This is a genomic window from Caulobacter segnis ATCC 21756, from assembly GCF_000092285.1.
In the GTDB taxonomy this organism is placed as follows: Bacteria; Pseudomonadota; Alphaproteobacteria; order Caulobacterales; family Caulobacteraceae; genus Caulobacter; species Caulobacter segnis.
The window spans coordinates 4,601,562-4,625,895 of sequence record NC_014100.1; the positions used below are offsets into that span (position 1 = coordinate 4,601,562).

Annotated in this window: 22 protein-coding genes; 11 read left to right on the forward strand and 11 right to left on the reverse strand. The window is 67.3% G+C overall.

Annotated elements, in window-relative coordinates; genetic code table 11:
• Positions 1-6: 6 nt before the first annotated feature.
• Positions 7-342 carry an HNH endonuclease signature motif containing protein gene (locus CSEG_RS22175; RefSeq protein ID WP_208854793.1) on the reverse strand — a complete coding sequence of 112 codons (336 nt, stop codon included), beginning with the start codon at positions 340-342 and terminating at the stop codon, positions 7-9.
• Positions 343-629: 287 nt separating this feature from the next.
• On the opposite strand from CSEG_RS22175, the gene CSEG_RS21110 reads away from it, so the two are divergent.
• The 3 genes from CSEG_RS21110 (at position 630) to xth (ending at position 4,982) form a co-directional block, all read left to right on the forward strand.
• The gene (locus tag CSEG_RS21110; protein WP_167535145.1) at positions 630-3,095 is read left to right on the forward strand and encodes an FtsK/SpoIIIE family DNA translocase; all 2,466 of its coding nucleotides are present in this window, start codon (positions 630-632) and stop codon (positions 3,093-3,095) included.
• Between the two features lie 134 nt (positions 3,096-3,229).
• Entirely contained in the window at positions 3,230-3,886 is a 657-nt protein-coding gene (locus tag CSEG_RS21115) for an outer-membrane lipoprotein carrier protein LolA (RefSeq protein WP_013081262.1), read from the forward strand.
• Positions 3,887-4,175: 289 nt separating this feature from the next.
• Positions 4,176-4,982 (forward strand): exodeoxyribonuclease III, encoded by an 807-nt coding sequence (gene xth, locus CSEG_RS21120; protein WP_013081263.1) that lies wholly within the window; start codon positions 4,176-4,178, stop codon positions 4,980-4,982.
• Here xth and CSEG_RS21125 read toward each other — a convergent pair.
• Positions 4,979-5,854, reverse strand: a complete 876-nt coding sequence (locus CSEG_RS21125) for an SDR family oxidoreductase (RefSeq protein ID WP_013081264.1) — start codon at positions 5,852-5,854, stop codon at positions 4,979-4,981. The genes xth and CSEG_RS21125 overlap by 4 nt on opposite strands.
• A 91-nt stretch (positions 5,855-5,945) precedes the next feature.
• Here CSEG_RS21125 and CSEG_RS21130 point away from each other — a divergent pair, with 91 nt between their 5' ends.
• Positions 5,946-6,788: a helix-turn-helix transcriptional regulator gene (locus CSEG_RS21130; protein ID WP_041538399.1), complete on the forward strand. Its 843-nt coding sequence runs from the start codon at positions 5,946-5,948 to the stop codon at positions 6,786-6,788.
• Here the strand turns inward: CSEG_RS21130 and CSEG_RS21135 are convergent.
• The 7 genes from CSEG_RS21135 to CSEG_RS21165 all read right to left on the reverse strand — a co-directional run bounded on the left by CSEG_RS21135 (position 6,785) and on the right by CSEG_RS21165 (position 14,047).
• Entirely contained in the window at positions 6,785-8,596 is a 1,812-nt protein-coding gene (locus CSEG_RS21135; RefSeq protein WP_013081266.1) for a methyl-accepting chemotaxis protein, read from the reverse strand. The two genes, CSEG_RS21130 and CSEG_RS21135, sit on opposite strands and share 4 nt — an antisense overlap.
• Before the next feature lie 40 nt (positions 8,597-8,636).
• Positions 8,637-10,010, reverse strand: coding sequence for an OprO/OprP family phosphate-selective porin (locus CSEG_RS21140; RefSeq protein ID WP_013081267.1), 1,374 nt, complete (start codon positions 10,008-10,010; stop codon positions 8,637-8,639).
• A 306-nt stretch (positions 10,011-10,316) separates the two neighbouring features.
• Positions 10,317-11,030 (reverse strand): DNA polymerase III subunit epsilon, encoded by a 714-nt coding sequence (dnaQ, locus tag CSEG_RS21145; protein ID WP_013081268.1) that lies wholly within the window; start codon positions 11,028-11,030, stop codon positions 10,317-10,319.
• A 31-nt stretch (positions 11,031-11,061) separates the two neighbouring features.
• Entirely contained in the window at positions 11,062-11,661 is a 600-nt protein-coding gene (gene coaE, locus CSEG_RS21150; protein ID WP_013081269.1) for a dephospho-CoA kinase, read from the reverse strand.
• A gap of 3 nt (positions 11,662-11,664) precedes the next feature.
• Positions 11,665-12,534, reverse strand: a complete 870-nt coding sequence (aroE, locus tag CSEG_RS21155; protein WP_013081270.1) for a shikimate dehydrogenase — start codon at positions 12,532-12,534, stop codon at positions 11,665-11,667.
• Positions 12,531-13,130, reverse strand: coding sequence for a Maf family protein (locus tag CSEG_RS21160; protein ID WP_013081271.1), 600 nt, complete (start codon positions 13,128-13,130; stop codon positions 12,531-12,533). The genes aroE and CSEG_RS21160 overlap by 4 nt, the downstream gene beginning before the upstream one ends.
• A 5-nt stretch (positions 13,131-13,135) precedes the next feature.
• Positions 13,136-14,047: a pyruvate, water dikinase regulatory protein gene (locus tag CSEG_RS21165; protein ID WP_013081272.1), complete on the reverse strand. Its 912-nt coding sequence runs from the start codon at positions 14,045-14,047 to the stop codon at positions 13,136-13,138.
• Between the two features lie 446 nt (positions 14,048-14,493).
• Between CSEG_RS21165 and hemE the strand changes: the two genes are divergently transcribed.
• From hemE to rho, 4 genes are all read left to right on the forward strand, one after another.
• Positions 14,494-15,537 carry a uroporphyrinogen decarboxylase gene (gene hemE / locus CSEG_RS21170; protein ID WP_013081273.1) on the forward strand — a complete coding sequence of 348 codons (1,044 nt, stop codon included), beginning with the start codon at positions 14,494-14,496 and terminating at the stop codon, positions 15,535-15,537.
• On the forward strand, positions 15,534-16,577 hold the full coding sequence (gene hemH, locus CSEG_RS21175) for a ferrochelatase (RefSeq protein WP_013081274.1): 1,044 nt from the start codon (positions 15,534-15,536) through the stop codon (positions 16,575-16,577). The genes hemE and hemH overlap by 4 nt, the downstream gene beginning before the upstream one ends.
• Positions 16,526-17,041, forward strand: a complete 516-nt coding sequence (locus CSEG_RS21180) for a CopD family protein (RefSeq protein WP_167535146.1) — start codon at positions 16,526-16,528, stop codon at positions 17,039-17,041. The genes hemH and CSEG_RS21180 overlap by 52 nt, the downstream gene beginning before the upstream one ends.
• Before the next feature lie 255 nt (positions 17,042-17,296).
• Positions 17,297-18,730, forward strand: a complete 1,434-nt coding sequence (gene rho, locus CSEG_RS21185) for a transcription termination factor Rho (RefSeq protein ID WP_013081276.1) — start codon at positions 17,297-17,299, stop codon at positions 18,728-18,730.
• A gap of 195 nt (positions 18,731-18,925) precedes the next feature.
• Here rho and CSEG_RS21190 read toward each other — a convergent pair whose 3' ends face one another.
• Positions 18,926-19,891 (reverse strand): quinone oxidoreductase family protein, encoded by a 966-nt coding sequence (locus tag CSEG_RS21190; protein ID WP_013081277.1) that lies wholly within the window; start codon positions 19,889-19,891, stop codon positions 18,926-18,928.
• Positions 19,891-20,586 (reverse strand): dienelactone hydrolase family protein, encoded by a 696-nt coding sequence (locus CSEG_RS21195; RefSeq protein ID WP_013081278.1) that lies wholly within the window; start codon positions 20,584-20,586, stop codon positions 19,891-19,893. Before CSEG_RS21195 ends, CSEG_RS21190 begins: the two co-directional genes overlap by 1 nt.
• A gap of 123 nt (positions 20,587-20,709) precedes the next feature.
• Here CSEG_RS21195 and CSEG_RS21200 point away from each other — a divergent pair, with 123 nt between their 5' ends.
• The 3 genes from CSEG_RS21200 (at position 20,710) to mnmG (ending at position 24,324) form a co-directional block, all read left to right on the forward strand.
• Entirely contained in the window at positions 20,710-20,955 is a 246-nt protein-coding gene (locus CSEG_RS21200) for a DUF6489 family protein (RefSeq protein WP_013081279.1), read from the forward strand.
• Positions 20,956-20,957: 2 nt separating this feature from the next.
• Positions 20,958-22,298: a tRNA uridine-5-carboxymethylaminomethyl(34) synthesis GTPase MnmE gene (gene mnmE / locus CSEG_RS21205; RefSeq protein ID WP_013081280.1), complete on the forward strand. Its 1,341-nt coding sequence runs from the start codon at positions 20,958-20,960 to the stop codon at positions 22,296-22,298.
• 169 nt (positions 22,299-22,467) lie between these two features.
• A complete protein-coding gene (gene mnmG, locus CSEG_RS21210) occupies positions 22,468-24,324 on the forward strand; it encodes a tRNA uridine-5-carboxymethylaminomethyl(34) synthesis enzyme MnmG (RefSeq protein ID WP_013081281.1) in 1,857 nt (618 codons plus the stop codon).
• The last annotated feature ends 10 nt before the right edge of the window (positions 24,325-24,334 follow it).

Here is a 24,334-nt window from a genome sequence, read left to right on the forward strand (position 1 = left end):
AGTAGCTTACTTTAAGGCGTTTCTTGCACGAATAGCCTGAGCTAGCGCGTTTCCGGCTTTCATTTCGTTTCCAAGAAGCCCGCCTAGGCTCCGGTTAGAACGCCAATGCAGCGCTCTTAAATTCCCCGGCGCGTCAGAGCCGCCGAGAGCGACGGGGTGGATGTGATCAATTTCCCAGCCGTATTCGGAACGCTTTCCAAATTGGTCGAAGGCGAGGATGTTGCCAAAGTCATCTTGTCTGAAACCCATGGCTCCGAGAAGTCCGGCAGCTGGTGAGCACTTGCTCCAAGCAGCCAGCTTTTTCTGTTCAGGAGATGGCGATTGAGTTAGGAAGCTCAGCATAGGTTTTCCTCTAAAGCGTCCCTTGCGGGACTGGATCCTTGCCGATGTTCTTTTGCGGGAATCGCTCGGCCAAGGTTCGAAACCTATACCATGGGGGGTAACCCACTACGAGTGGTGTTACCCCCTTTTTGTTCTCACAACATGTAGAGGACTGTCGGGCTTCGAGCTAGGCAGGTTTTCTTCCCCGCCTCAGCTGAATCCAATCCTGACGAACGTCGTAAACGCCTCTTAACCCTCTTCGGCCAAAACATGGTGGTTCGACCCATTCTGGCGGGTCGCGAGACGTGTTGAGTTCGGAGACTTTCATGGCGCGAGCGGCGCGGCGATCCCCGACGGAGCTCCTTTGGGATGCGATCCGTTTTGGCTGGGTCCAGCCCTGGACCGCCCGATTCCGGGGCGGGGTGGTGACGGTCGTCGGGGCCGTCCTGCTGCTGGCCATCGCCACCTACAACGCCACCGACCCCAGCCTGAACGCCGCCAGCGGCGAGCCGGCCCGCAACGCGCTGGGAAGCGTCGGCGCGGCGATCTCCGACATGCTCATGCAGTCCCTGGGCCTCGCGGCCTGGGGCGTCGCGCTGCTGATGCTGGTGTTCGGCGTCACGCGCGTGGCCCAGGCCGACCCGGACGCCGAGCGGAAGTCGATGCGCTTGCGCGCGGTCGTCGGGGCCCTGGGACTGCTGGCCCTGGCCGCCGTGCTGGCCGCGCCCCCGCCGCCCGCCATCTGGCAGCTGGAGAAGGGCCTGGGCGGCTTCTGGGGCGAGGCCCTGCTGCACGGCGTGGCCTGGACCCTGCGTTTCGCCCACATCCCCGGCGCGACCGTGATCGCCGCCGTGCTGTTCGCCGTCGCCGCCGTGTTCGCCCTGGGCTTCGCGATCGGCGTCCGCGACATCGATCCCGAGGTGCTCCAGGCGGCTTTCCGCCCCCGTCCACGCCAGGAGCCGGCGCCCGCCAAGGCCGCTCCGGCCAAGGCGTCGCGCGTCAAGAAGGAGAAGGCCGAGGCCCCCAAGCGCGAGCGCGCTGGTCGTCTGCCGCCGCTCGATGACGAGGATGACGCCACGGCGATCGCGGCCGCGCCGATGACGCCCGAGCGCGCCTATACGCCGCCGCCGGCCGAGCCGGACGACGAGGATGACTTCGAGGACTCGCTGGACGCCCGCCCAATGGCGATCGCCAAGCCCAAGCTCACCCCCAAGGAGTCCGGCCGCGAACAGCGCGAGCAGCAGAAGGCCTTCGATTTCGAGGGGAACGGCGGCTTCCAGCTGCCGGAGCTGGCCATGCTGGCCAAGTCCAAGCCGCGCTCGTCGGAAGTCGACGCGGCCGCCCTGCGCCAGAACGCCCGCCTGCTGGAGAGCGTGCTGGCCGAGTTCGGCGTGAAGGGCCAGATCGACCAGATCCGCCCGGGTCCGGTCGTCACCATGTACGAACTGGTGCCGGCGCCGGGCGTCAAGACCGCCCGCGTCGTGGCCCTGGCCGACGACATCGCCCGCTCGATGAGCGTGATCTCGTGCCGCGTGGCCGTGGCCCAGGGCCGCAACGCCATCGGCATCGAAATGCCCAATTCCCGGCGCGAGACCGTCTATCTGCGCGACCTGCTCTCGAGCGCCGACTACGAGAAGGCCAGCCAGATCCTGCCCATGGCGCTGGGCGAGACGATCGGCGGCGAGCCCTATATCGCCGACCTGGCCAAGATGCCCCACCTGCTGATCGCCGGCACCACCGGCTCGGGCAAGTCGGTGGGCGTCAACGCCATGATTCTGTCGATCCTGTACAAGCTGCCGCCCGAGAAGTGCCGCTTCATCATGGTCGACCCCAAGATGCTGGAACTGTCGGTCTACGACGGCATCCCGCATCTCTTGGCCCCCGTCGTGACCGATCCGAAGAAGGCTGTCGTGGCCCTGAAGTGGACGGTCCGCGAGATGGAGGACCGCTATCGCCGCATGTCCAAGATCGGCGTGCGCAACATCGCGGGCTACAACGAGAAGGCCAACGAGGCGCTGGCCAAGGGCGAGCACTTCGAGCGCACCGTCCAGACCGGCTTCGACGACGCGGGTCGCCCGATCTACGAGACCGAACAGATCCGTCCCGAGGCCATGCCCTATCTGGTCGTGGTCATCGACGAGGTGGCCGACCTGATGATGGTGGCCGGCAAGGACATCGAAGGCGCCGTTCAACGCCTGGCCCAGATGGCCCGCGCCGCCGGCATCCACCTGATCATGGCCACCCAGCGCCCGTCGGTCGACGTCATCACCGGCACCATCAAGGCCAACTTCCCGACCCGGATCAGCTTCCAGGTCACCAGCAAGATCGACGCCCGCACCATCCTGGGCGAGCAGGGCGCCGAGCAGCTGCTGGGCCAGGGCGACATGCTCTACATGGCCGGCGGCGGCCGCATCACCCGCCTGCACGGTCCGTTCGTAAGCGACGGCGAGGTCGAGCAGGTGGCCAAGTTCCTCCGCGACCAGGGCGTGCCCCAGTACCTCGAGGAAGTCACCGCCGGCGGCGACGAGGAGCAGGAAGAGGCCATCGAGGCGGCGTTCGGCGGCGAGGGCGGGAGCAACGACCTCTACGACCACGCCGTCGCCGTGGTCACCCGCGACCGCAAGGCCTCGACCAGCTACATCCAGCGCCGCCTGCAGATCGGCTACAACCGCGCCGCCTCGCTGATGGAGCGGATGGAGAAGGAAGGCGTCGTCGGCGCGGCCAACCACGCCGGCAAGCGCGAGATCCTGGCCCCGCCGCCGCCGGCGCTGTGACCGGGAAAGGCGGCAACCTTCGCCTTGCCCGCCGCGTTCCTCGGCTCCCAACCTGAACGGCGCTTCATCGGCGCGCCGGAAAATGGCCTCGCGGCGGCCTTCGCGCGGGCCAAGGTTGCGGCTAAGGAGTTCGCATGACCACTCGCCGTTTCCTCATCGCGGCCGGCCTGGCCGCCGCCGTCGCCTCGGCTGGAGCAGCCTCTCCGGCCCTGGCTCAGAACACCGCGCCGGTCCCGGCCGCCCTGACCGCCGAGCAGAAGGCCCTGGTCAACAAGGCCACGGCCTATGTCCAGAGCCTGGGCTCGGCCAAGGGTCGGTTCGTCCAGACCGACGCCCGCGGCACGCGGACGCAAGGGACCTTCTATCTGCAGCGCCCCGGCAAGGCCCGGTTCGCCTATGACGCGCCGGCCGGCCTGCTGGTCGTGTCGAACGGTAACAACGTCAACATCTGGGACAGCCGGCTGAAGACCTACGAGAGCTATCCGCTCAGCAAGACGCCGCTGAATCTGCTGCTGGCGCGCGAGGTGCGGCTGGACCGCGGCGTCGTGATCACCGACGTGCGCCGCCTGGCCGACGGGTTCTCGATCGTGGCCCAGGACGCCAAGCGCCAGGCGCTGGGCAAGATCGCGCTGGATTTCTCGGACGGTCCTGTCGCCCTGATGGGCTGGACGGTCACCGACATCAAGGGCGGGCAGATCCGCGTGCGCCTGACCGACTTTGGTCCCGCCTCGGGGCTCGACCCCAAGCTGTTCGTCCTGACCGATCCTCGTCCCAAGGTAGGCCGGCCCTAGTGGTTTTGTGACATTCTCACAACATGCAAGAATCAACACGCCTTTCACTTGACTAAAAATTAGGACGTGGCATATTTAACACGCATGGCGAAGAGCGACCGACCCGCTCCTCGCGAACCGTGCCGGATTCTATCCCCTCCCGGCGGCGGCATGAGAGACTAGACTTTCGTCCCCGGGCGCCGATGCGCCCGGGGCGTTTTTCTTTGGACTCCCCCGGTCGGCTGAGCGCGCCCGATGCGCCCCGGGTGTTTTTCTTTTCAGGGCCGGCCAAACGCCCTAAAGCCAGCCCATGCGCCTCCGTATCGCCACCTGGAACGTCAATTCCGTCCGCCTTCGCGCCGAACAGGCCGCCCGTTTCGTCGACGAGCACGCGCCGGATGTCCTGTGCATGCAGGAAATCAAGTGCCAGGACGGCGAGTTCCCGCGCGAGGCCTTCGAGGCCATGGGCCTGCCGCACCTGAAGATCGCGGGCCAGAAAGGCTGGCACGGCGTGGCCATCGCCTCGCGCCTGCCGATCGAGGACGTCCCGACCCTGATGAACTGCCGAGAAGGCCACGCCCGCTGCGTGGCGGTGAAGGTCGCAGGGGTCGAGATCCAGAACTTCTACATCCCGGCCGGCGGCGACCTGCCCGACCGGGCGGCCAACCCCAAGTTCGACCACAAGCTCGACTTCTACGAGACCCTGACGGCCGCGCTGAAGAAGCGCGACCCCAAGGACCCGCTGATCGTGACGGGCGACCTCAACATCGCGCCCGGCGAGAACGACGTCTGGAGCCACCGGCAGATGCTGAAGGTCGTCAGCCACACGCCGCCCGAGCTCGAGGCCTTCGACGCCCTGATCAAGTCCATGGACCTGCTGGACCTGCCGCGCCTGGCGACGCCGGAGCCGGACAAGCTGTTCTCGTGGTGGAGCTACCGCGCCGCCGACTTCCGCAAGTCCAACCGCGGCCTGCGGCTGGACCACATCCTGGCCAGCCCGGGCCTGCGTGACGCGGCGATCGTGGACGGGCAGGTCGCCTCGCGCGTCCACGACGACGTCCGCGAATGGGAGCGGCCCAGCGACCACGCCCCGGTGACGGCGGACCTGAAGGTCTAGAAGTAGCCCGCCTCCGCGATATCCTCGATCAGGCCCGGACCGGTCGGGGCCCAGCCCAGGGTCTCGCGCGTCCAGGCGCTGGAGGTCGCCGCGTCCATGCCCGCGAACATGGCGAACCACCCGAAGTGCTCGGCCGGACGGCTCTCGACGGGCAGGTTCAGGCCCTGTCCGATGGCGGCGGCGATCTCGCGGAACGGCACGCCCTCCTCGGCCACCGCGTGGTAGCGCTCACCGCCGACGCCGCGTTCGAGCGCGAGGCGATAGACCTTGGCCGCGTCCAGGCGATGCACGCCCGACCAGCGGTTCTCGCCGTCGCCGATATAGGCCGAGACGCCGGTGCGGCGGGCGATATCGATCAACATCGGCACAAAGCCATGATCGCCGGCGCCATGGGTCGAGGGGGCCAGCCGCACGGTCGAGGCGCGGACACCCTTGGCGAGCAGGCTCGCCGCCGCTGATTCCGAGACGCGCGGATAGCCGCCGACGCCCTCGGCCGGCAGGTCATTCTCCGTCGCCAGGCGCCCGGACGCCAGCCGCGCCGTGCCGGAGGTGACCAGCAGCGGCCTATCCGATCCGGCCAGGCCTTCGCCAAGAGCCTCGATCGCGCGCCGATCCAACTGGCAGCTCTCCGCGAAGCGCGAGAAGTCGTGGTCGAAGGCGGTGTGGATCACGCCATCGGCCGAGGCGGCCGCCTCGGTGAGGACATCGGCGTCCTCGAGAACGCCCCGCACGACCTCCGCGCCCAGCGCCTCCAGCGCCGCGGCGCCGCCGTCGGAGCGCGCGAGCCCCACGACGGCATGCCCCTGAGCGAGCAATTCCTGGACGACGGCCGCGCCGACGAAACCCGTGGCGCCGGTGACGAAAACACGCATGAGACTGATCTCCGAGATTTACCCGGCGATCCTGTCTGGTAGGCTTATCATGTTAAAGTAGGGACTTTATACAGGTATAACGCCTAACAGGATGAGCGTGTCAGTTCCGAGCGAGACCCGTCTGGGGGCTTATCTGCGCGACCGCCGAGCGCGGCTGGACGCCATGGCGTTGGGCTTTTCGGGCTCGCGCCGACGGACGCCCGGCCTGCGTCGCGAGGAGGTCGCGCAGCGCGCGCACATCAGCGCCACCTGGTACACCTGGCTGGAGCAGGGCCGCGGCGGCGCGCCTTCCGCCGATGTTCTCGACCGCATCGCCCGCGCGCTGATGCTGACCGATGTGGAGCGCGAGCACCTGTTCCTGCTGGGTCTCGGGCGTCCGCCCGAGCCTCGATATCGCGGGAACCTGGATGTCTCGCCCCGGCTTCAGCGCGTCCTGGACGTGCTGGACCCCAGCCCGGCCATGATCAAGACCCTGACCTGGGACGTCGTGGCCTGGAATCGCGCCGCCGCCATCGTCTTCGGCGACTACGGCGCGGCGGCGCTCGAGGATCGCAACATCCTGCGCCGCATCTTCTGCGATCCGCGATCGCGCGCCGCCAACTTCGATTGGGAAGCGGTGGCCCGGTTCGTGGTGGCCGCGTTCCGGGTGGACGTGGCGCGCGCCGGCGCGGGGGCCGAGGCGGCGGCCGCCGCCTTGGTCGACGAACTGCGCCGCCGCAGTCCCGATTTCGCCGCCATGTGGGCCGCCAACGACGTCGGCGATCACCATCAAGGTGTAAAGCGGCTGCGCCACCCCCTGCTGGGCGAGGTCGCCTTCGAATATTCCGCCTTCGCCGTCGATGGCCGGCCGGATCTCGGCATGATCGTCTACAACCCGACGCAGGCCGAAACGGTCAAGCGCCTGGGCGAGCTCGTGGACGCGACGGGGCTTTAGGCCGCCAGCGCCCGCGCCGCCGCTTCGCTGACCTTGAACTGGCTCATCAAGCGGGCCAGGTCGTCGGCCTCGCTGGCGAGGCTGTGGCTGGCGGCGGTGGCTTCCTCGACCATCGCCGCGTTCTGCTGGGTCACCTGGTCCATCTGATTGACGGCGACATTGACCTCGCCCAGGCCGGTGGCCTGTTCGCGCGCCGAGGCGGCGATCTCGGTGACGATCCCGCTGACGTCGATGACCTTGGCGACGATGCTTTCCAGCGCCTTGCCGGTCTGGCCGACCAGATCGACGCCCACCGTGACCTGGTTGGTCGACAGGGTGATCAGCGACTTGATCTCCTTGGCGGCGTCGGCCGAGCGTTGGGCCAGAGCCCGCACTTCCTGGGCGACGACGGCGAAGCCGCGACCCGCCTCGCCCGCCCGGGCGGCTTCGACGCCGGCGTTCAGGGCCAGCAGGTTGGTCTGGAAGGCGATTTCGTCGATGACGCCGATGATCTGGCTGATCTGGCTGGACGAGCTTTCGATCTCGCTCATGGCGGCCACCGCGCGCTCGGCGATCTGGCCGCCGCTCTCGGCGTCGACCTTGGCGCCGCTGACGGCCGAGCGGGCGTGGCCCGCGCCTTCGGCGGTCTTGTTGACCGTGGCGGTGATCTCCTCCAGCGCCGCGGCGGTCTCTTCCAGGCTGGCGGCCTGCTGTTCGGTGCGACGCGACAGGTCGTCCGAAGCCGCCGAAATCTCACGGGCCCCGCCGCTGATGGTCATGACGGCATGGCGAACGCCCGACATGACCCCTTCCAGCTTCGCGATCGACGCGTTGAAGTCGCTCTTGAGCTGCTCGGTCTTGGGAGAGAGCTGCTCGGTGATACGGTGCGTCAGGTCGCCGGTCGACAAGGCGTGCAGCCCCTTGCCCAGAGCCTCGATCGCGGCGCGATCCTCGGCCGCTTCCCGCGCCCGCTGAGCCTCGGTCCGGGCGCGCTCGGCTTCGCCGGCTTCGCGCATCGCGCCGGTTTCCTGCTCGAGACGGATGGCCCGGAGGCTGTTTTCCTTGAAGGTCTCGAAGGCGCGAGACAGCGAACCCACCTCGTCGGCGCGGTCGCGGTCCGGCGTTTCGACATCGAAATCGCCATCGGCCAGCCGCAGCATCGACTGGGTCATGCGCCCGACCGGCGCGGCGACCAGGCTGGTCAGTTGCCAACCCATGCCCACGGCGATGACCAGAAGGCCGACGCCGCCACCGATCAGCATGGCGACCGACGAGAAGATCGCCTTGTGCTGGGCGGCTTCGCGCATGGCCATCCGCGCCTGTTCGGTCTTGCGGATCGCGGTCACGCCCTTGGTGATGTGGGTGACACGAGCCTTCTCACCGGCGCTGATCAGGGTTTCACGGCCCACGTCCCGAGCGGCCGGATCGAGCCCGGCCTGGGTCAGGGGCTGACCGTATTGGTCGAGCCAGACCTTGGCGTCGGCCTTCGCCTTGGCCAGAGCGGCCTTTTGCTCGGCGGTGAGGTCTGAGGCCTCCAGCTTCGCAACGGACTCGTCGAACTGTTTCCAGCCTTCGGTATAGGAGCCCATGTACTTGGCGCTGCCGGTCAGCAGGACGCCGCGCATCTGGGAATTGACGCGAAGGATACCCTTTTCGGCGGTCTGGGTCTGATCGACGATCGACTTGCTCTCGTCGTTCAGCCGGATGGCCTTTTGCATGCCCGAGAGCTGCAGGAAGACACTGAGGATCATCGCCACGGCGGCGCCCAGCAGAAGGCCGAACGACAGCATGATCTTGTTACGGATCGACATGTTCTTCAGGAAAGACATCGGATCTCCAGACCGCCTAAGTTGACAATTCGAATTCGGCTTAGAACTCGATCTGCATGCGGGCCTGGAAGACCGTCACGTCAGCGTCGTTCTCGATCGTGCCGATGCGACGATTGTTGACCTTCGCCTTGGTCACGTTCGCCATGAAGCGGACGTTGCTTTGCGGATACCAGTTCACGCCGGCGGTCAGGCCCTTGTAGGTGCCCGCGGTCGCCAGGCCCGGCTGGCTGGCCAAGGCGGTCACGGCGTTGGGGCTCATCTTGGTCAGGTCGGCGTAGTCGTAGCGACCCGCCAGTTCGAAGGCGCCCATGCCGCCCTTGTCGACCGGATGCAGGATCTTGACCTTGCCGAATTGACCGGCCGCGCTGTAGGGGCGGGTTTCGCCGGTCGGGAACCAGCTGGCCAAGGCGTAGCCGGTGACGATGTTGAAGTCCTTGCCGCCGTTGGCCGCGCTTTGGGTCGTGGCGACGCGGTTGACCTTGATCTGGGCGAGTTCGCCCTGCACCGAGACCGTCTTGTGCTTCCAGGCCGCTTCGGCGGCGATGGTGGTGTCGCTCTTGCCGACGGCGCCGGTCGACAGCAGCACGCCGCCCGCCGAGGTCTGCGGCTTGTAAGCCGTGTTCGCCGCCGCCGAATAGGTGAAGCCGGTTTCGCCGCCGGTGTCGCGGTAGCGAGCCGAGACACCCAGGTGAACCGCGTCGTCCGCCGTCATGATCGGCGCATAGGTGCCGCGGACCATGAAGCCCGAGCGCTCCTTGGCGTTGTTGGCGACATAGCCGCCCGACGAGACGTCGGCCTTGTTGATCGAGTCGCCTTGCAGCGCGCCGCGCAGCGACCAGTTCTTGCCGACCTTGGTGGCCTGCGCCGCGAGCACGAAGCCGTTGTCGGTCAGATCACCGAACGGACCACGCTCCATAAAGGTGATCGTCTTGATCGAGGTGAGGTTCTCGAGACCGCCGACCTTCTGGTTGCCGACGGTGAGCAGCACGCCGCTCTTGGTCTTGTATTCGATGACCGCGTCATCCCAGCCCCAGGCGCCGCCGTTGGCCGCGCCGCCTTCGATCCGATAGGCGAAGGCGCCGAACTGGCCCTCGGCGCCGAGGAACACCTGGCGGGCGCGATATTGGCGAGACTTGTAGGACGCGCCGGTGTCGCGATCGACATTGACGTTGACGCCGTCGATCAACACGCGACCGCGCAGCTTGAAGGTGGCGCCACTGGCGTCCGTGAAGCGCGGCGAGCCTTCCCACTTGATCTGGGTGGCGGGGGCCGGAGCAGCGGCGGGCTTGGCCGCGCTCTTGGTCTCCAACGATTGGAGCCGCTCCTGCATGACTTTGATCTGCGCCTTCAGCTCCTCGAGCGAAGCGGCGTCAGTTTGCGGCGCCTCCTGGGCGGCGGCGACGCTGGCCAGCATGGAAGCGGCCAGCAAAGTTACGGAGAATATTTTGCGCACGAGAGATCGCCCTGTTTTCCGAGAAAACTAGATTTGTTGGGCGCAGTTGATCGGCTCGGCCGGTGAATTCGTGATTAATCCATCGTGAGCCGCGACAATATGACCTATCCAGGAACGAAGTTTTGCATCAGTTCCTCAAAGAGCGTCCGTGAGACGCGGCTTTTCATGGATAATCTTTTGGTTGCGGGGCGAAGTCCCATCAACTCCACGGATCCGAAGTGTCGCGAGGAAGACCGAAGGAACGCGGCGTTTCCTAACGCGGCGCGTTCAACCCTCGGCCGCGACCACCCCGAACTTGATCCAGAGGGCCTGGTCCTTGAGGTTCTTGCGAACCCAGGCGGCGTGGACTTCGCGCTCGGCGTCGGTGGAGCGGGGGGCGAGCGGCCGGGGGCGTGACCCGTACGAGCCTTGGATCGCGGCGGAAACAGCAAGGGTCTCGACCACGTGGGTCAGCTCGAGAGCGCGCTCCTTGCCGCCCTGCAGCTCGAGATAGACCTCGGCCAACAGGTGGGCGTCGATCAGGGCGCCGTGCTTGTCGCGGCTTTCCAGGCTGATCTTGAAGCGTTTGCACAGCGCGTCGAGCGAGTTGTACATGCCCGGAAAGCGCTTCTTGGCCATGGCCAGGGTGTCGACCCAGCGATCCTCGCGGATCGGGGCGCGGCCGCACTTCTCAAGCTCGAAATTGACGAACTGACGGTCGAAGGCGGCGTTGTGGGCCACGACGACGCTGTCGCCGACGAACTCGACGAAGCGGTCGGCGATCTCGTGGAACTTGGGCTTGCCGGTCAGGAAGGCGCTCGAGAGGCCGTGGACCTTCTCGGCCTCGGCCGGCATGTCCCGCAGCGGGTCGCAATATTCGTGGAACGAGCGGCCGGTCGGCATGAAGTCGACCACCTCGATACAGCCGATTTCAACCAGGCGATCGCCCGTCTTGGGATCGAAGCCGGTCGTTTCGGTGTCGAGGATGATCTCGCGGGCCATGGCCCTTCTTTGCGACCGTTCGACTTCCGCATCAAGCGTGACGGGAAGTTCTCAACAGAGTCAGAAGGTCGCGGACCTGCTTCCGGGCATGCTCGACGCCCTGGCCGGTGTCGATGACGAAATCGGCCAGGGCGCGCTTCTCGGCGTCCGGGGTTTGGCGCGCCAGGATCGCCTCGAACTTCTCGGGCGTCATCTCCGGGCGAGCCAGCACGCGGGCGCGCTGGACCTCGGGCGGGGCGGACACCACGACGACCTTGTCGACGCTTTTCTGGCCGCCGGTTTCGAACAGCAAAGGGATATCGAGGACGACGATCTCGTGGTTCTCGGCCTGGGCTTTCTGGAAGAAGCCGATCCGGTGGGCGCCGACCAGGGGGTGGACGATCGCCTCCAGCTTGGCCAGCGCCTCGGGATCGCCGACCACCTTTGCGCTCAGCTTGGCGCGGTCGATCGCGCCGTCGACCACCACGCCGGGGAAGGCGGCCTCGACCGGCGCGACGGCCGCGCCGCCGACGGCATAGAGCGCGTGGACGGCGGCGTCGGAGTCGTAGACGGGCACGCCCTCGGCCTCGAACATGGCGGCGGTCGTGGACTTGCCCATGCCGATCGATCCGGTGAGACCCAGGATCAGCATGACTTAGGCCTCGCCCAGCAGCGTCAGGGCAAGTCCCCGGACATCGACGTCGGCGGAGGGCGCGACACCATAGATCGCCTCGAAGGTCGGTATGGCCTGGCGCAGCAGCATCTCCAGGCCGTCGACCGTGCGAAGACCCGCCGCCTCGGCGCGGCGCAGGAACTCGGTGCGCAGCGGCTTGTAGACCATGTCCATGACCACGGCGGTCTTCGGCGTCAGGGACAGGTCGGCCGCCGGGCCCTCGCCGCCGCCCAAGCCTAGCGAGGTGGCGTTGATCACAAGCCCTGCGTCAGCCAGCAGGCCGGGGAGGGCGGCTTCTTCGACCGCGACGACCTTGGCGCCGAACGCGTCGACCAATTCCTGGGCGCGGGCCAGGGTGCGGTTGACGATACGGATCTCCGGCGCGCCGGCCAGGAGGAGGGCGGCGACCGCCCCCCGCGCCGCGCCGCCGGCGCCGAGGATCACGACCGGGGCGGATTTGGCGTCGAAGCCCGGCGCCTGGGTTTCAACCGCGCCCAGCAGGCCCGGCCCGTCGGTATTGTCGGCATGGACGGAGCCGTCGGCCGCGAACAACAGCAGGTTGGCCGCCCCGGCCATCCTGGCCAGGTCGCTGGCGGTGTCGGCCATCGCCAACGCCCGCTCCTTGAAAGGAATGGTGACGTTGACGCCGCGCACCGCGCCGCCGCGCAGGCCGTCGACGAAGGTCTCGAACCGATCGGCCGCCGGGGCGAAGGGCACATAGACCGCGTCGAGGCCCGCCGCCGCGATCCAGGCGTTGTGGATCACCGGGCTCATCGAGTGCTTGATCGGCTGGCCGCAGACGCCGCCGACGATGGCCGCGCCCGAAATCGTCCCCGAAATCGTCGAAGTCATGCGACGAGGGCTCCGTGAAGGCGCAGGAAATCCAAAAGTCCGACCAGGGGCAGACCCAGTATGGCGAAGTAGTCCCCGTCGACCTCGTCGAACAGCTGCACGCCCTCGCTCTCCAGTTCGTAGCAGCCGACCGACCACAACAGGGCCTCGCCGCGACGCTCTATATACTGGTCGAGCCAGGCCTCGCTGAACGGCCGCACCGAAAGCTTGGCGGTCTCGACGATCCGCCAGATCGGCTGGCCGTCGCGGGCGACGACCACGGCCGAGTGCAGCTTGTGGACCTGGCCGCGCAGCTCCAGCAGGCGCGCGCGGGCTTCGTCCAGGGTGTCGACCTTGTCGATCAGCTTGCCGCGCAGGTCGAGCGTCTGGTCAGCGCCGATCACCAAGCCGGACCGCTTGGTCGAGACCTTGACCGCCTTCATCTCGGCCAGGGCGTCGGCGACGTCGCGCGGGGTGACATCCTCGGCCAGCAAGGCCGCCTTGGCGGCGTCCTCGTCGACGCCCGAGCCGACCGCCTCGAAGGCGACGCCGGCGTTTTTCAGGATCATCTGGCGGGCCGAGCTTTTGGACGCCAGGGTTACGGGGGTAAGCGTCACGGACGTCAGGCTCCCAGGACCTCGACCTTGCCGCGGCCGCCGGACAGAAGGTTGATGACCGCCGCCGCGGTTTCCTCGACGGAGCGCCGGGTGATGTCGATCACCGGCCAGCCCTGGCGCTCGAACAGGCGGCGGGCGGCGATGATCTCCTGGCGCACGGCGTCACTGTCGACATAGTCGCTTTCGCGGCTCTCCTTCAGGGACAGCAGTCGGTTGCGACGGATCTGGATCAGCCGGTCGGGCGAGGTGATCAGGCCGACGATCAGGGTGTTCTTCAGTTCGAACAGCTCGGCGGGCGGCGGACGGCCCGGCACCAGCGGCACATTGGCCGCGCGCACCCCCCGGTGGGCCAGGTAGATGCACGTCGGGGTCTTGGAGGTGCGCGACACGCCCACCAGGATCACGTCCGCCTGGGTCAGGTCCTGACCGCCCTGGCCGTCGTCGTGGGCGATGGCGTAGTCCAGCGCCTCGATCCGGTCGAAATAGTCGTTGGTCAGGGCGTGCTGCGCGCCGACCCGGGTCGAGATCCGCGCGCCCAGATAGCGCGACATGGCGCTGACCACGGGATCCAGCGCGGCGATGCAGGGCATCTCCAGCTTGCGACATCCTTCCTCGAGCGCGGCGCGCAGCCCCGGATCGACGATGGTGTGCATGACCACGCCCGGAGCCCCGCCGATCTCCTCCAGGGCCCGGTCCAGCTGCCGGGTGGAACGGACCAGGGCGTAGATGTGTTCGATCGGCAGGATGTCGGTGAACCGGGCGCAGACCGCGCGCGCCATGGCGTTCAACGTCTCGCCCGTCGAGTCGGACACCAGATGGATGTGGAAGTAGGTCGCAAAGCGGGGCGGTAAGCGTTCGCTCTCGCCCCCCGAGCCCTGACTCTCCTGTGGATCATCCGTTAACGGTTGTTTAACCACTTGGCCTGCCTCTGGGGACGCCTGGGCGCCGATAGGCCCGCGAGGCGTCGTGACACGGCGCCGCTGTGATCAACGGTCGCATTGCTCGCGTACCATCCCCAGGCTCGACCCGCATCCCCCGAAGTCTGAATCCTCGTTTTCCATACCCGGGGACGAGTCCCGCGTGGGGTCTTTCGCGCACCGCCGTTAATTAAGTTTTCATTAAGGGGTTCAACGGCCTGCAAGGCCTTCCACAGGATTAACAGAACGTTAACCACATGTGCGGGGCCTTGTGGGCAAAGGCGGATCGGGTGTGGGAGTCAGCCTCGAGGCCGGGGTTTTCCCCACTTTGCAGTTGCCCTCCTGCTCCCTCTTCCAAATCCTAATTTCTTATTAAGATATGTTAGAAAGGGCTTAAGGGGACTCCGGGCTTGAGCCGAAGCCCGCGCCGGGCTTTAACCCGAGCCATGACGTCGCCTTCCCAGACCCTGAAGTTTCTCGCCGCGCTTTCCGGCGAGACGCACGCCCATCCGCCGATCTGGTTCATGCGTCAGGCTGGGCGGTATCTGCCGGAGTATCGCGCTGTTCGCGCCACGGCCCCGGACTTCATCAGCTTCTGCTTCGATCCGGAGAAGGCCGCCGAGGTCACGCTGCAGCCCATGCGGCGCTTCCCGTTCGACGCGGCGATCGTCTTCGCCGACATCCTGCTGATCCCGGGCGCCCTGGGCCAGAAGGTCTGGTTCGAGGCCGGTGAGGGACCCAAGCTCGGCGACATGCCGTCGGTCGAGTCCATGGCCGAAAAGGCCGGCGAGGCGGGCAAGGCCCTATCGCTCGTCGGGGAGACGTTGACGCGGGTTCGCTCGGCGCTCGATCCGTCCAAGGCCCTGATCGGCTTCGCCGGCGCGCCCTGGACCGTGGCGACCTACATGATCGAGAAGGGCTCCAGCGATCGCAGCGGCGCGCGGACCTTCGCCTACCAGAACCCCGAGACGACCGACGCCCTGATCCAGGTGCTGGTCGACTCGACGATCGACTACCTGGCCATGCAGGTCGACGCCGGCGCTCAAGCCGTGAAGCTGTTCGAGAGCTGGGCCGAGGGCCTGTCCGAGCCGCTGTTCGATCGTCTTGTCACCCAGCCCCACAAGAAGATCGTCGAGGGTCTGCGGGCGCGCGGCGTGACCGTGCCGATCATCGGCTTCCCGCGCGGGGCCGGCGCCTTGGTCGAGGGCTACGCCGCGCAGGTTCCGGTGCAAGGCGTGGCGCTTGACACCCAGGCCAGCGCCAAGCTGGGCCAGGCCATCCAGAAATCGAAGACCATCCAGGGCGCGCTGGATCCGCTGCTGCTGCGCGCCGGCGGCGATGCGCTGCTGAGGCGGGTGGACGAGCTGCTCGAACAGTGGAACCAGGGTCCCTATATCTTCAACCTGGGCCACGGGATCCTGCCGGACACGCCGATCGCGCACGTCGAGGCGGTGCTGGAGCGGGTGACCGGCCAGAAGGTGGTCAAGTGAGCAAGAAGCTCGCCGTCGTCCTGTTCAATCTCGGCGGACCCGACGGTCCGCGCGCGGTGCGGCCGTTCCTGTTCAACCTGTTTCGCGATCCGGCGATCATCGGCGCCCCGGCGCTCATCCGCTATCCGCTGGCGGCCCTGATCTCGACGACGCGCGAAAAGATGGCCAAGGCCAACTACGCGATCATGGGCGGCGGCTCGCCGCTGCTGCCAGAAACCCAGAAGCAGGCCGAGGTGCTGGAGACCGCGCTGGCGACCGCGCTGCCGGGCGTCGAGGCCAAGTGCTTCATCGCCATGCGCTACTGGCATCCGCTGACCGGCGAGACCGCGCGCCAGGTCGCCGCCTTCGCGCCGGACGAAGTCGTGCTGCTGCCGCTCTATCCGCAGTTCTCGACCACCACGACCGGCTCGTCGTTGAAGGCCTGGCGCAAGACCTACAAGGGCCCGGGTTCCGAAACGACGGTCTGCTGCTATCCGACGGATGGCGGCCTGATCGACGCCCACGCCCGGATGATTCGCGAGACCTGGGAGAAGGCCGGTTCGCCGACCAACATCCGTCTGCTGTTCTCGGCTCACGGCTTGCCCGAGAAGGTGATCCTGGCTGGCGACCCCTACCAGAAGCAGATCGAGGCCACGGCCGCCGCCGTCGCCGCCAAGCTGCCGGCCGGGATCGACTGGACCGTCTGCTACCAGAGCCGGGTCGGGCCGCTGAAGTGGATCGGCCCCTCGACCGACGAGGAGATCCGCCGCGCGGGGGCCGAGGGCAAGGGCGTGATGATCACCCCGATCGCCTTCGTCTCCGAACACGTCGAGACCCTGGTCGAGCTCGACCACGAATACGCCGAGCTGGCGAAGGACGTCGGCGCCGCGCCCTATATCCGGGTTCCGGCCCTGGGCGGCGCGCCCGAGTTCATCGACGGCCTCGCCGCCGCGGTCCGTAACGCCCTGGGCGAACGCGCCGGCTCGGTGGCCCCGGCCTGCGGCTGGCGTTGTGGGGCCGAATGGTCTCAATGCCCCCGTCGAGAAGGAGCCGCCGCGTGACGGATTTCCTGGTGGCGCACTTCAACCTGGTGCGCGGGCTTCACATCCTGTCGGCCATCGCCTTCATGGCGGGGATGCTCTACCTGCCGCGCCTGTTCGTCTATCACAGCAAGGCCGCGCCCGGCTCGGAGATGCACGAGACCTTCACGGTCATGGAGCGGCGTCTGCTGCGCGGCATCATCAATCCGGCCTCGATCGCCACGGCGCTCTTTGGTCTGGGCCTGATCCTGGCGGACGCCCAGATCCGCGGCTGGAGCTTCCTCCTCGAGCCCTGGATGGCGACCAAGCTGGTCGCCCTGGTCGGGCTCTACGGCTTCCATGGCTTTCTGTCCGCCTCGCGCAAGAAGTTCGAGAAGGGCGAATATCCTCGCTCCGAGAAGTTCTGGCGGATGGTCAACGAGATCCCGTTCGTGCTGGCGATCGTGATCGTCGTCTCGGTGACGACCAAGTTCCTCAATCACTGAGCCGTCGCGGCGCTTGACCCGCCGCCCGCCGCGTGATTTGCATCACCGATCGGTTCGGCCTCGCCGGACCTCTTCTTCCCACGGACCGGCGCCCGTCCTGGCGCGCCCCGCGAGCGATCCGCTCCAAGGTCTGTCCCCCGAACGATCCGCGTCATCGTCAATCGACGCGCATGTCCCGGTCCTACCGGGCGTGACCCCTGAAGTTCTACCGGCCGGACTCCGTCGTGGGGACCGCGCCCACCCCTGAGTCTTGTCATGACCGAAGAAACCGAAAACGAAATCCCGGGCGCCGAAGAGGCGACCATTGAAGCGACCGTCGCGGATGTCGCCGACGTCGCCACCGAAGCCTCGGTCGAAACCGAAGCGGAAGGCGAAGGCGACGACGAGGGCTCTGGCGTCGCCGAGGCCGTCGCGGCCCTGGGCCTGAAGTCCATGTCCCTGCAGGAGCTGAAGGAGAAGTCCCCGGCCGACCTGCTGGCGTTCGCCGAGACCTTCGAGGTCGAGAACGCCAACTCCATGCGCAAGCAGGACATGATGTTCGCGATCCTGAAGACCCTCGCCGAAGAAGGCGTGGAGATCTCGGGCTCGGGCACCATGGAAGTGCTGCAGGACGGCTTCGGCTTCCTGCGCTCGCCGGAAGCCAACTACCTTCCGGGTCCGGACGACATCTACGTCTCGCCATCGCAGATCCGGAAGTACGGCCTGCGCACCGGCGACAGCGTCGAGGGCGCGATCCGGTCGCCGCGGGAAGGCGAGCGCTACTTCGCCCTGACCAGCGTCACCAAGATCAATTTCGAGAGCCCCGAGAACGTGCGCCACAAGGTGCACTTCGACAACCTGACGCCGCTCTATCCCGAAGAGCGCCTGAACATGGAACTGCCCGATCCGACCGTGAAGGACCGCTCGGGCCGCGTGATCGACATCGTCGCGCCGCTCGGCAAGGGCCAGCGCTGCTTGATCGTCGCCCCGCCGCGCGTGGGTAAGACGGTGATGCTGCAGAACATCGCCAAGTCGATCGAGACCAACCACCCCGAGTGCTACCTGATCGTCCTGCTGATCGACGAGCGCCCGGAAGAAGTCACCGACATGCAGCGCACGGTGAAGGGCGAGGTCATCGCCTCGACCTTCGACGAGCCGGCGACCCGCCACGTCCAGGTGGCCGAGATGGTCATCGAGAAGGCCAAGCGCCTGGTCGAGCACAAGCGCGACGTCGTCATCCTGCTGGACTCGGTCACGCGTCTGGGCCGGGCCTACAACACCACGGTGCCGTCGTCGGGCAAGGTGCTGACCGGCGGTGTCGACGCCAACGCTCTGCAACGCCCGAAGCGCTTCTTCGGCGCCGCGCGGAACGTGGAAGAGGGCGGCTCGCTGTCGATCATCGCCACGGCCTTGATCGACACCGGCAGCCGGATGGACGAAGTCATCTTCGAAGAGTTCAAGGGCACCGGTAACTCGGAAATCGTCCTGGACCGCAAGGTGGCCGACAAGCGCATCTTCCCGGCCATCGACGTGCTCAAGTCCGGCACCCGCAAGGAAGAGCTCATCACGCCGCGCGACCAGCTGCAGAAGACCTACGTCCTGCGCCGCATCCTCAACCCGATGGGCGCCTCGGACGCGATCGAGTTCCTGCTCGACAAGCTGCGCCAGTCGAAGACGAACGGCGACTTCTTCCAGTCGATGAACACCTGAGTCCAGCCAGACTCAGTCGAGAACGAGAAAGGCCCCGGAGCGATCCGGGGCCTTTTTGCTTGTTTGAGATCCTCCCCCGCGCTGCGGGGGAGGTGGCCGAGAGGGCCGGAGGGGGCGAGCTGGAAATCCGGCCGTGCTAGCCCCCTCAGTCACTCCGTGACAGCTCCCCCGCATCGCGGGGGAGCATCTTGGCTCTTACGGTAAGAGCAGCGTCGCCCCGATCGTACGTCGTCCCTCCAGCGCCTCGTGCGCGGCCCGCGCCTCGGCGAGCGGAAAGGTCTGGCCGATATCGATCTTCACCGCGCCCGACCCGAGGACCGCGAACAGCGCTTCGGCGCTCTCGTCCAGTTCCTCGGTGGTGGTGATGTAGTCGAATAGGCGAGGGCGGGTCACGAACAGCGACTTGCCGCCGAGCTCCAGTGGCGCGAACGGCGGCACGGGGCCGGACGCGTTGCCGAAGGTGACCATCACGCCGCGACGCGCCAGGCTCTTCAAGCTGGCCGCCCAGGTGTCTTTGCCGACGCCATCGTAGACCACGGCCACGCCCTGGCCGCCCGTCAGCTCGCCGACCTTGGCGACGATGTCCTCGTGGCCGTAGTCGATCACGTGGTCCGCGCCGAGATCGCGCGCGATCGTCGCCTTGGCTTCGGACCCGACCGTGGCGATCACGCTCGCGCCCAGCGCTTTGCACCACTGGACGAGGATCTGACCGACGCCGCCGGCCGCCGCGTGGATCAGAACGGTGTCGCCCTGTTTCACGTGGAAACATCGGCGGACCAGGAACTCGGCGGTCATGCCCTTGAGCAGGACGGCGGCCGCGATCTCCAGGCTGACGCTATCGGGGATTCTGACCGCGCGGTCGGCAGGCACGACCGCCGCCTCGGCATAGGCGCCCATGGTCCCGTTGTAGGCGACGCGGTCTCCGACCTGGAAGCGGGTGACACCGTCGCCGACAGCCTCGACCGTTCCCGCCGCCTCAAGGCCCAGGCCGCTGGGCAGCTTCAGCGGATAGAGACCCGAACGGTGATAGGTGTCGATGTAGTTCAAGCCGACGGCCGCGTGGCGCACCAGGATCTGGCCGGCGGCGGGCGAGGGGGCCTCGACCTGAACCGCCTCCAGGACTTCCGGACCGCCCGTGCGGGAGATCTGGATGGCCAGCATCAGGCCAGCGCCTTCTGGAAGAAGGTCAGGCTGCGGCCGTTGGCCTTGGCCGCGTCGGCGGCGTCATAGTGCGCGCCGCCTTCCCGCGCGAAGGCGTGGTCGCGGCCGGCGTAGGTGTGCAGCTCGATCTGCGGGTGATCCTTCAGCGCCTGCAGGATCACTTGCTGAGCCTCGGGCGGCACGAACTGATCCTTCTCTGCGATGTGCATCAGCAGCGGGTGGGCCAGCTTTTCGGCCTCGCCGACATGCTTCTCCAGGCCGACGCCGTAGTACGACACCGAGGCGTCGACGTCGGTGCGGGTGGCGGTCAGAAAGGCCAAGAGGCCGCCCAGGCAGTAGCCCACGGCGCCGACCTTGCCGTTGACGCCGTCCAGCTTGCGGGCGGCGGTGATCGTCGCGGCGATGTCATTGACGCCGGCGTCCACGTCGAAGGCGTTGAACAGTTCGAACGCCTTCTTCCACTCGGCCTCGGACTGGTCGGTGATGTCGATGCCGGGCTCGATCCGCCAGAACAGGTCCGGGCAGATGGCGACATAGCCTTGGGCCGCCAGGCCGTCGCAGATATCGCGCATGACCTTGTTGACGCCGAAGATTTCCTGGATGACGACAATGGCCGGCGCCGAGGCCGCCTTCGGGCGCGCGACATAGGCGCTGAAGTCGCCATCCGGCGTGGTGATGGTGAGGGTCTCGCTCATCGGGGCTCTCCGTCGTTCCGGGTCCGCACAGGACCCAATGTGACTTTCGACCAAAGCGCTCTAACCTGCGCCGACGGGCGAGGCCCATAACAATATTGTGCCCTGACCGAAGGGAACTTTCCGATGAAGATGACGATCGAGATCGACTGCACGCCGGTCGAAGCGCGCGCCTTTCTAGGCCTGCCAGATGTCAGTGGTTTGAACGAGCATCTCGTGAAGGAGATGCAGGCGCGCATGGACGCCAATATGGCCATGCTGGCGCCTGAGGAATTGCTGAAGAACTGGATGGCGTTCGGCACGGGCGCGCAGGAGAGCTTCCGCAAGTTGATGACCGCCGCCGCCAACGCCGCGGTCGGCAAGCCGGACTGATCATGGCCGATACGATCTTCGCCCTGGCCACGGCGGCCGGGCGGGCGGCGGTGGCCGTGGTGCGTATTTCGGGGCCGGCGACCTTGCGGACGGTCGAGGCGTTGGCGGGCAGGGCGCCCGCGCCGCGTATGGCCGCGTTGCGCAAGCTGCGGCATGACGGGGTAGAGCTGGACGAAGCCCTGGTTCTACGGTTCGAAGGTCCGGCCAGCTATACCGGGGAAGACAGCGCCGAGTTTCACGTGCATGGAGGCCGGGCCGTCGTCGAGGCGTTGCTGTCGGCGCTTTCCGGTCTGGGTCTGCGCCTGGCCGAGCCAGGCGAGTTCACGCGTCGCGCGTTCGAGAACGGCAAGCTGGACCTAGCCCAGGCTGAAGGCGTCGCCGACCTGATTGACGCCGAGACCGAGGCGCAGCGGCGGCAAGCTCTGGGGCAAGTCGGCGGGGCGCTAAGCCAGCGCTATGACCGCTGGCGGGACCTTTTGGTGCAGTCGCTGGCCATGCTGGAAGCGGCGGTGGATTTCCCCGACGAGGACCTCCCGGAAGAAGTGGCGGAGCGCGCGCGGCCAGGCCTGCGGGTTTTGGCTGAAGAGCTGGACGCGGCGCTCGCGGACGTTTCACGTGGTCGCCGGGTTCGCGACGGCTATCGCATCGCCTTGGTCGGCGCGCCGAACGCCGGCAAGAGCACGCTGCTCAACGGCCTGGTCGAGCGCGATGCGGCGATCGTCACCGACACACCGGGAACCACGCGTGACGTGATCGAGGTTCCACTGGTGCTGGGGGGCTATCGCGTCTTGATCGCCGACACGGCTGGCCTCCGCGAAACCGAGGACGCGATCGAAGCCGAAGGTGTGCGGCGGGCGCGGCGGTGGGCGGAGGAGGCGGATCTACGCCTCTGGGTCGTCGATGGTTTTCACGTGAAACAGGTCGAGGCCCTTGAAAGCACGGTCCGCCCTGGCGACTGGCTTATCCTGAACAAGGCCGACATCGCGGCGGCGGATGCTCTAGAGGAGGCTTCGGCGCGGTGGGTCAGCGAGGGCCTCGTTGTTCGCCAACTGGCGGCGCGGCAAGAGGGAGCCGTCGCGGAGCTGCGGACCGACCTCGCCGCCCACGTGATCGAAGCTTTGTCCGGCGCGGAGTTCCCGGCGGCCACCCGCCTACGCCACGCGGAGCGCCTCTCGGAGGCGCGAGACTACTTGGCGCGGGCTCTTTCCGACATCGGCCTGGAGGTCGAGCTGGCCGCCGAGGATGTTCGCCTCGCGGCGCGGGCTCTCGAGAAGATCACCGGTCGGGTCGATCCTGAGGATGTCCTGGGCCGCGTCTTTTCGACCTTCTGCATCGGCAAATGATGTTTCACGTGAAACCCTCCCCATATTGTCCACAGCGCGCTCACAGCTGTGGCGGGGGTGTTTCACGTGAAACGCCGTCGACTCGGATCGACCCTCTCGGCTGATTGGCGTATATGTCGAGTCCAGCGCCCCCGCTTGTCCCGGGGGCGTTCGCATTGAGGCGAGCGTCTTGTCCAAGTCCTGGGATGTCATTGTCATCGGCGGCGGCCACGCCGGCTGTGAAGCGGCGGCCGCTTCCGCGCGCACGGGCGCGCGCACACTGCTTCTGACCCACAAGCTGGAAACCATCGGCGAGATGTCGTGTAACCCGGCCATTGGCGGCCTGGGCAAGGGTCATCTGGTCCGCGAGATCGACGCCCTGGATGGCGTCATGGGCCGTATGGCGGACAAGGCCGGCATCCAGTTCCGGATGCTGAACCGGTCGAAGGGTCCCGCCGTGCGCGGCCCGCGCTCGCAGATCGACCGCAAGCTCTATCGCGAGGCGATGCAGGCCGAGCTGTTTTCCACGGGAAACCTCGACATCATCGCCGCCGCCGCCGAGGACCTGATCGTCGAGGACGGCAAGGTTGCGGGGGCCATGGACGGGGAAGGGCGCACTTACCGCGCTCCTCGCGTGATCCTGACCACCGGCACTTTCCTGAAGGGCGTCATCCACCGCGGCGAGGAACGCATCCCCGCCGGCCGCGTCGGCGACCAGCCGGCGATCGGCCTGTCGGATCGCCTCTATGGTCTCGGCTTCCAGATGGGCCGTCTGAAGACGGGCACGCCGGCGCGCCTGGACGGCCGCACGATCGCCTGGGACCGCCTGGACAGCCAGGCGGCGGACGACGAGCCGGTCCCGTTCTCGTATCTGAACGATAAGATCGACGTGCCGCAGATCGCCTGTGGCGTGACCTTCACGACGGAAGAGACCCACCGGATCATCGCCGAGCGGATCGGTGAGTCCCTGGTCTATAGCGGCCGCGCCACGGGTGTCGGCCCCCGCTATTGCCCGTCGATCGAGGACAAGGTCGTCCGCTTCGCCGACAAGACCAGCCACCAGATCTTCCTGGAGCCCGAGGGCCTGGACGACCCGACGGTCTATCCGAACGGCATTTCCACGTCGGTCTCCGAAGAGACCCAGCTGCTGTTCCTGCGCACCATCCCCGGCCTCGAGACTGTCGAGGTCCTGCGCTACGGCTATGCGATCGAATACGACTACGTGGATCCGCGCGAGCTCTACGCCACGCTGGAGACCAAGCGCCTGCCGGGCCTGTACCTCGCGGGCCAGATCAATGGTACCACGGGTTACGAAGAGGCCGGCGCCCAGGGCCTGGTCGCCGGCCTGAACGCGGCCCTGGCCGAGCAGGGCCGGGAGCCCGTCGTGTTCGCCCGCGACGAGGCCTATATCGGCGTGATGATCGACGACCTTGTCACCCGTGGCGTCACCGAGCCCTATCGGATGTTCACCAGCCGGGCCGAGTTCCGGCTTACCTTGCGCGCCGACAACGCCGACCAGCGCTTGACCGATCGCGGCGTCGCCCTGGGCGTGGTCGGAGAGCGTCGCGCCACGGCTTGGGCCGAGAAGAAGGCGCGTCTGGAGGCTGCTCGCGCCTTCGCCCGCTCGGTCAGCCTGACCCCGAACGAGGCGGTGAAGGCCGGCTTCAAAGTCAATAGCGACGGCGTCCGCCGCGACGTCTTCGCCATGCTGGCCTATCCGGACGTGACGCTCGACGACCTCGGCCGCGTCTGGCCCGAGGTTTTCACGTGGAACACCGACGTCCGCGAGCAGATCGAGATCGAGGCGGCCTATGCCGGCTATCTGGATCGCCAACGCGCCGACGCGGAGTCGCTCCGCAAGGACGAGGACCTGCGCCTGCCGGCCGATCTCGACTATGCCGACATCGGCAGTCTGTCGAACGAGGTCCGCGAGAAGCTGGCCCGCGTTCGGCCGCTGACCCTGGGCCAGGCTGCCCGTATCGAGGGCGTGACGCCAGGAGCGCTGACCGCGCTGCTGGCCCACGTGCGGCGCACCCGTGCAGCCTGAAGCCCTTCAA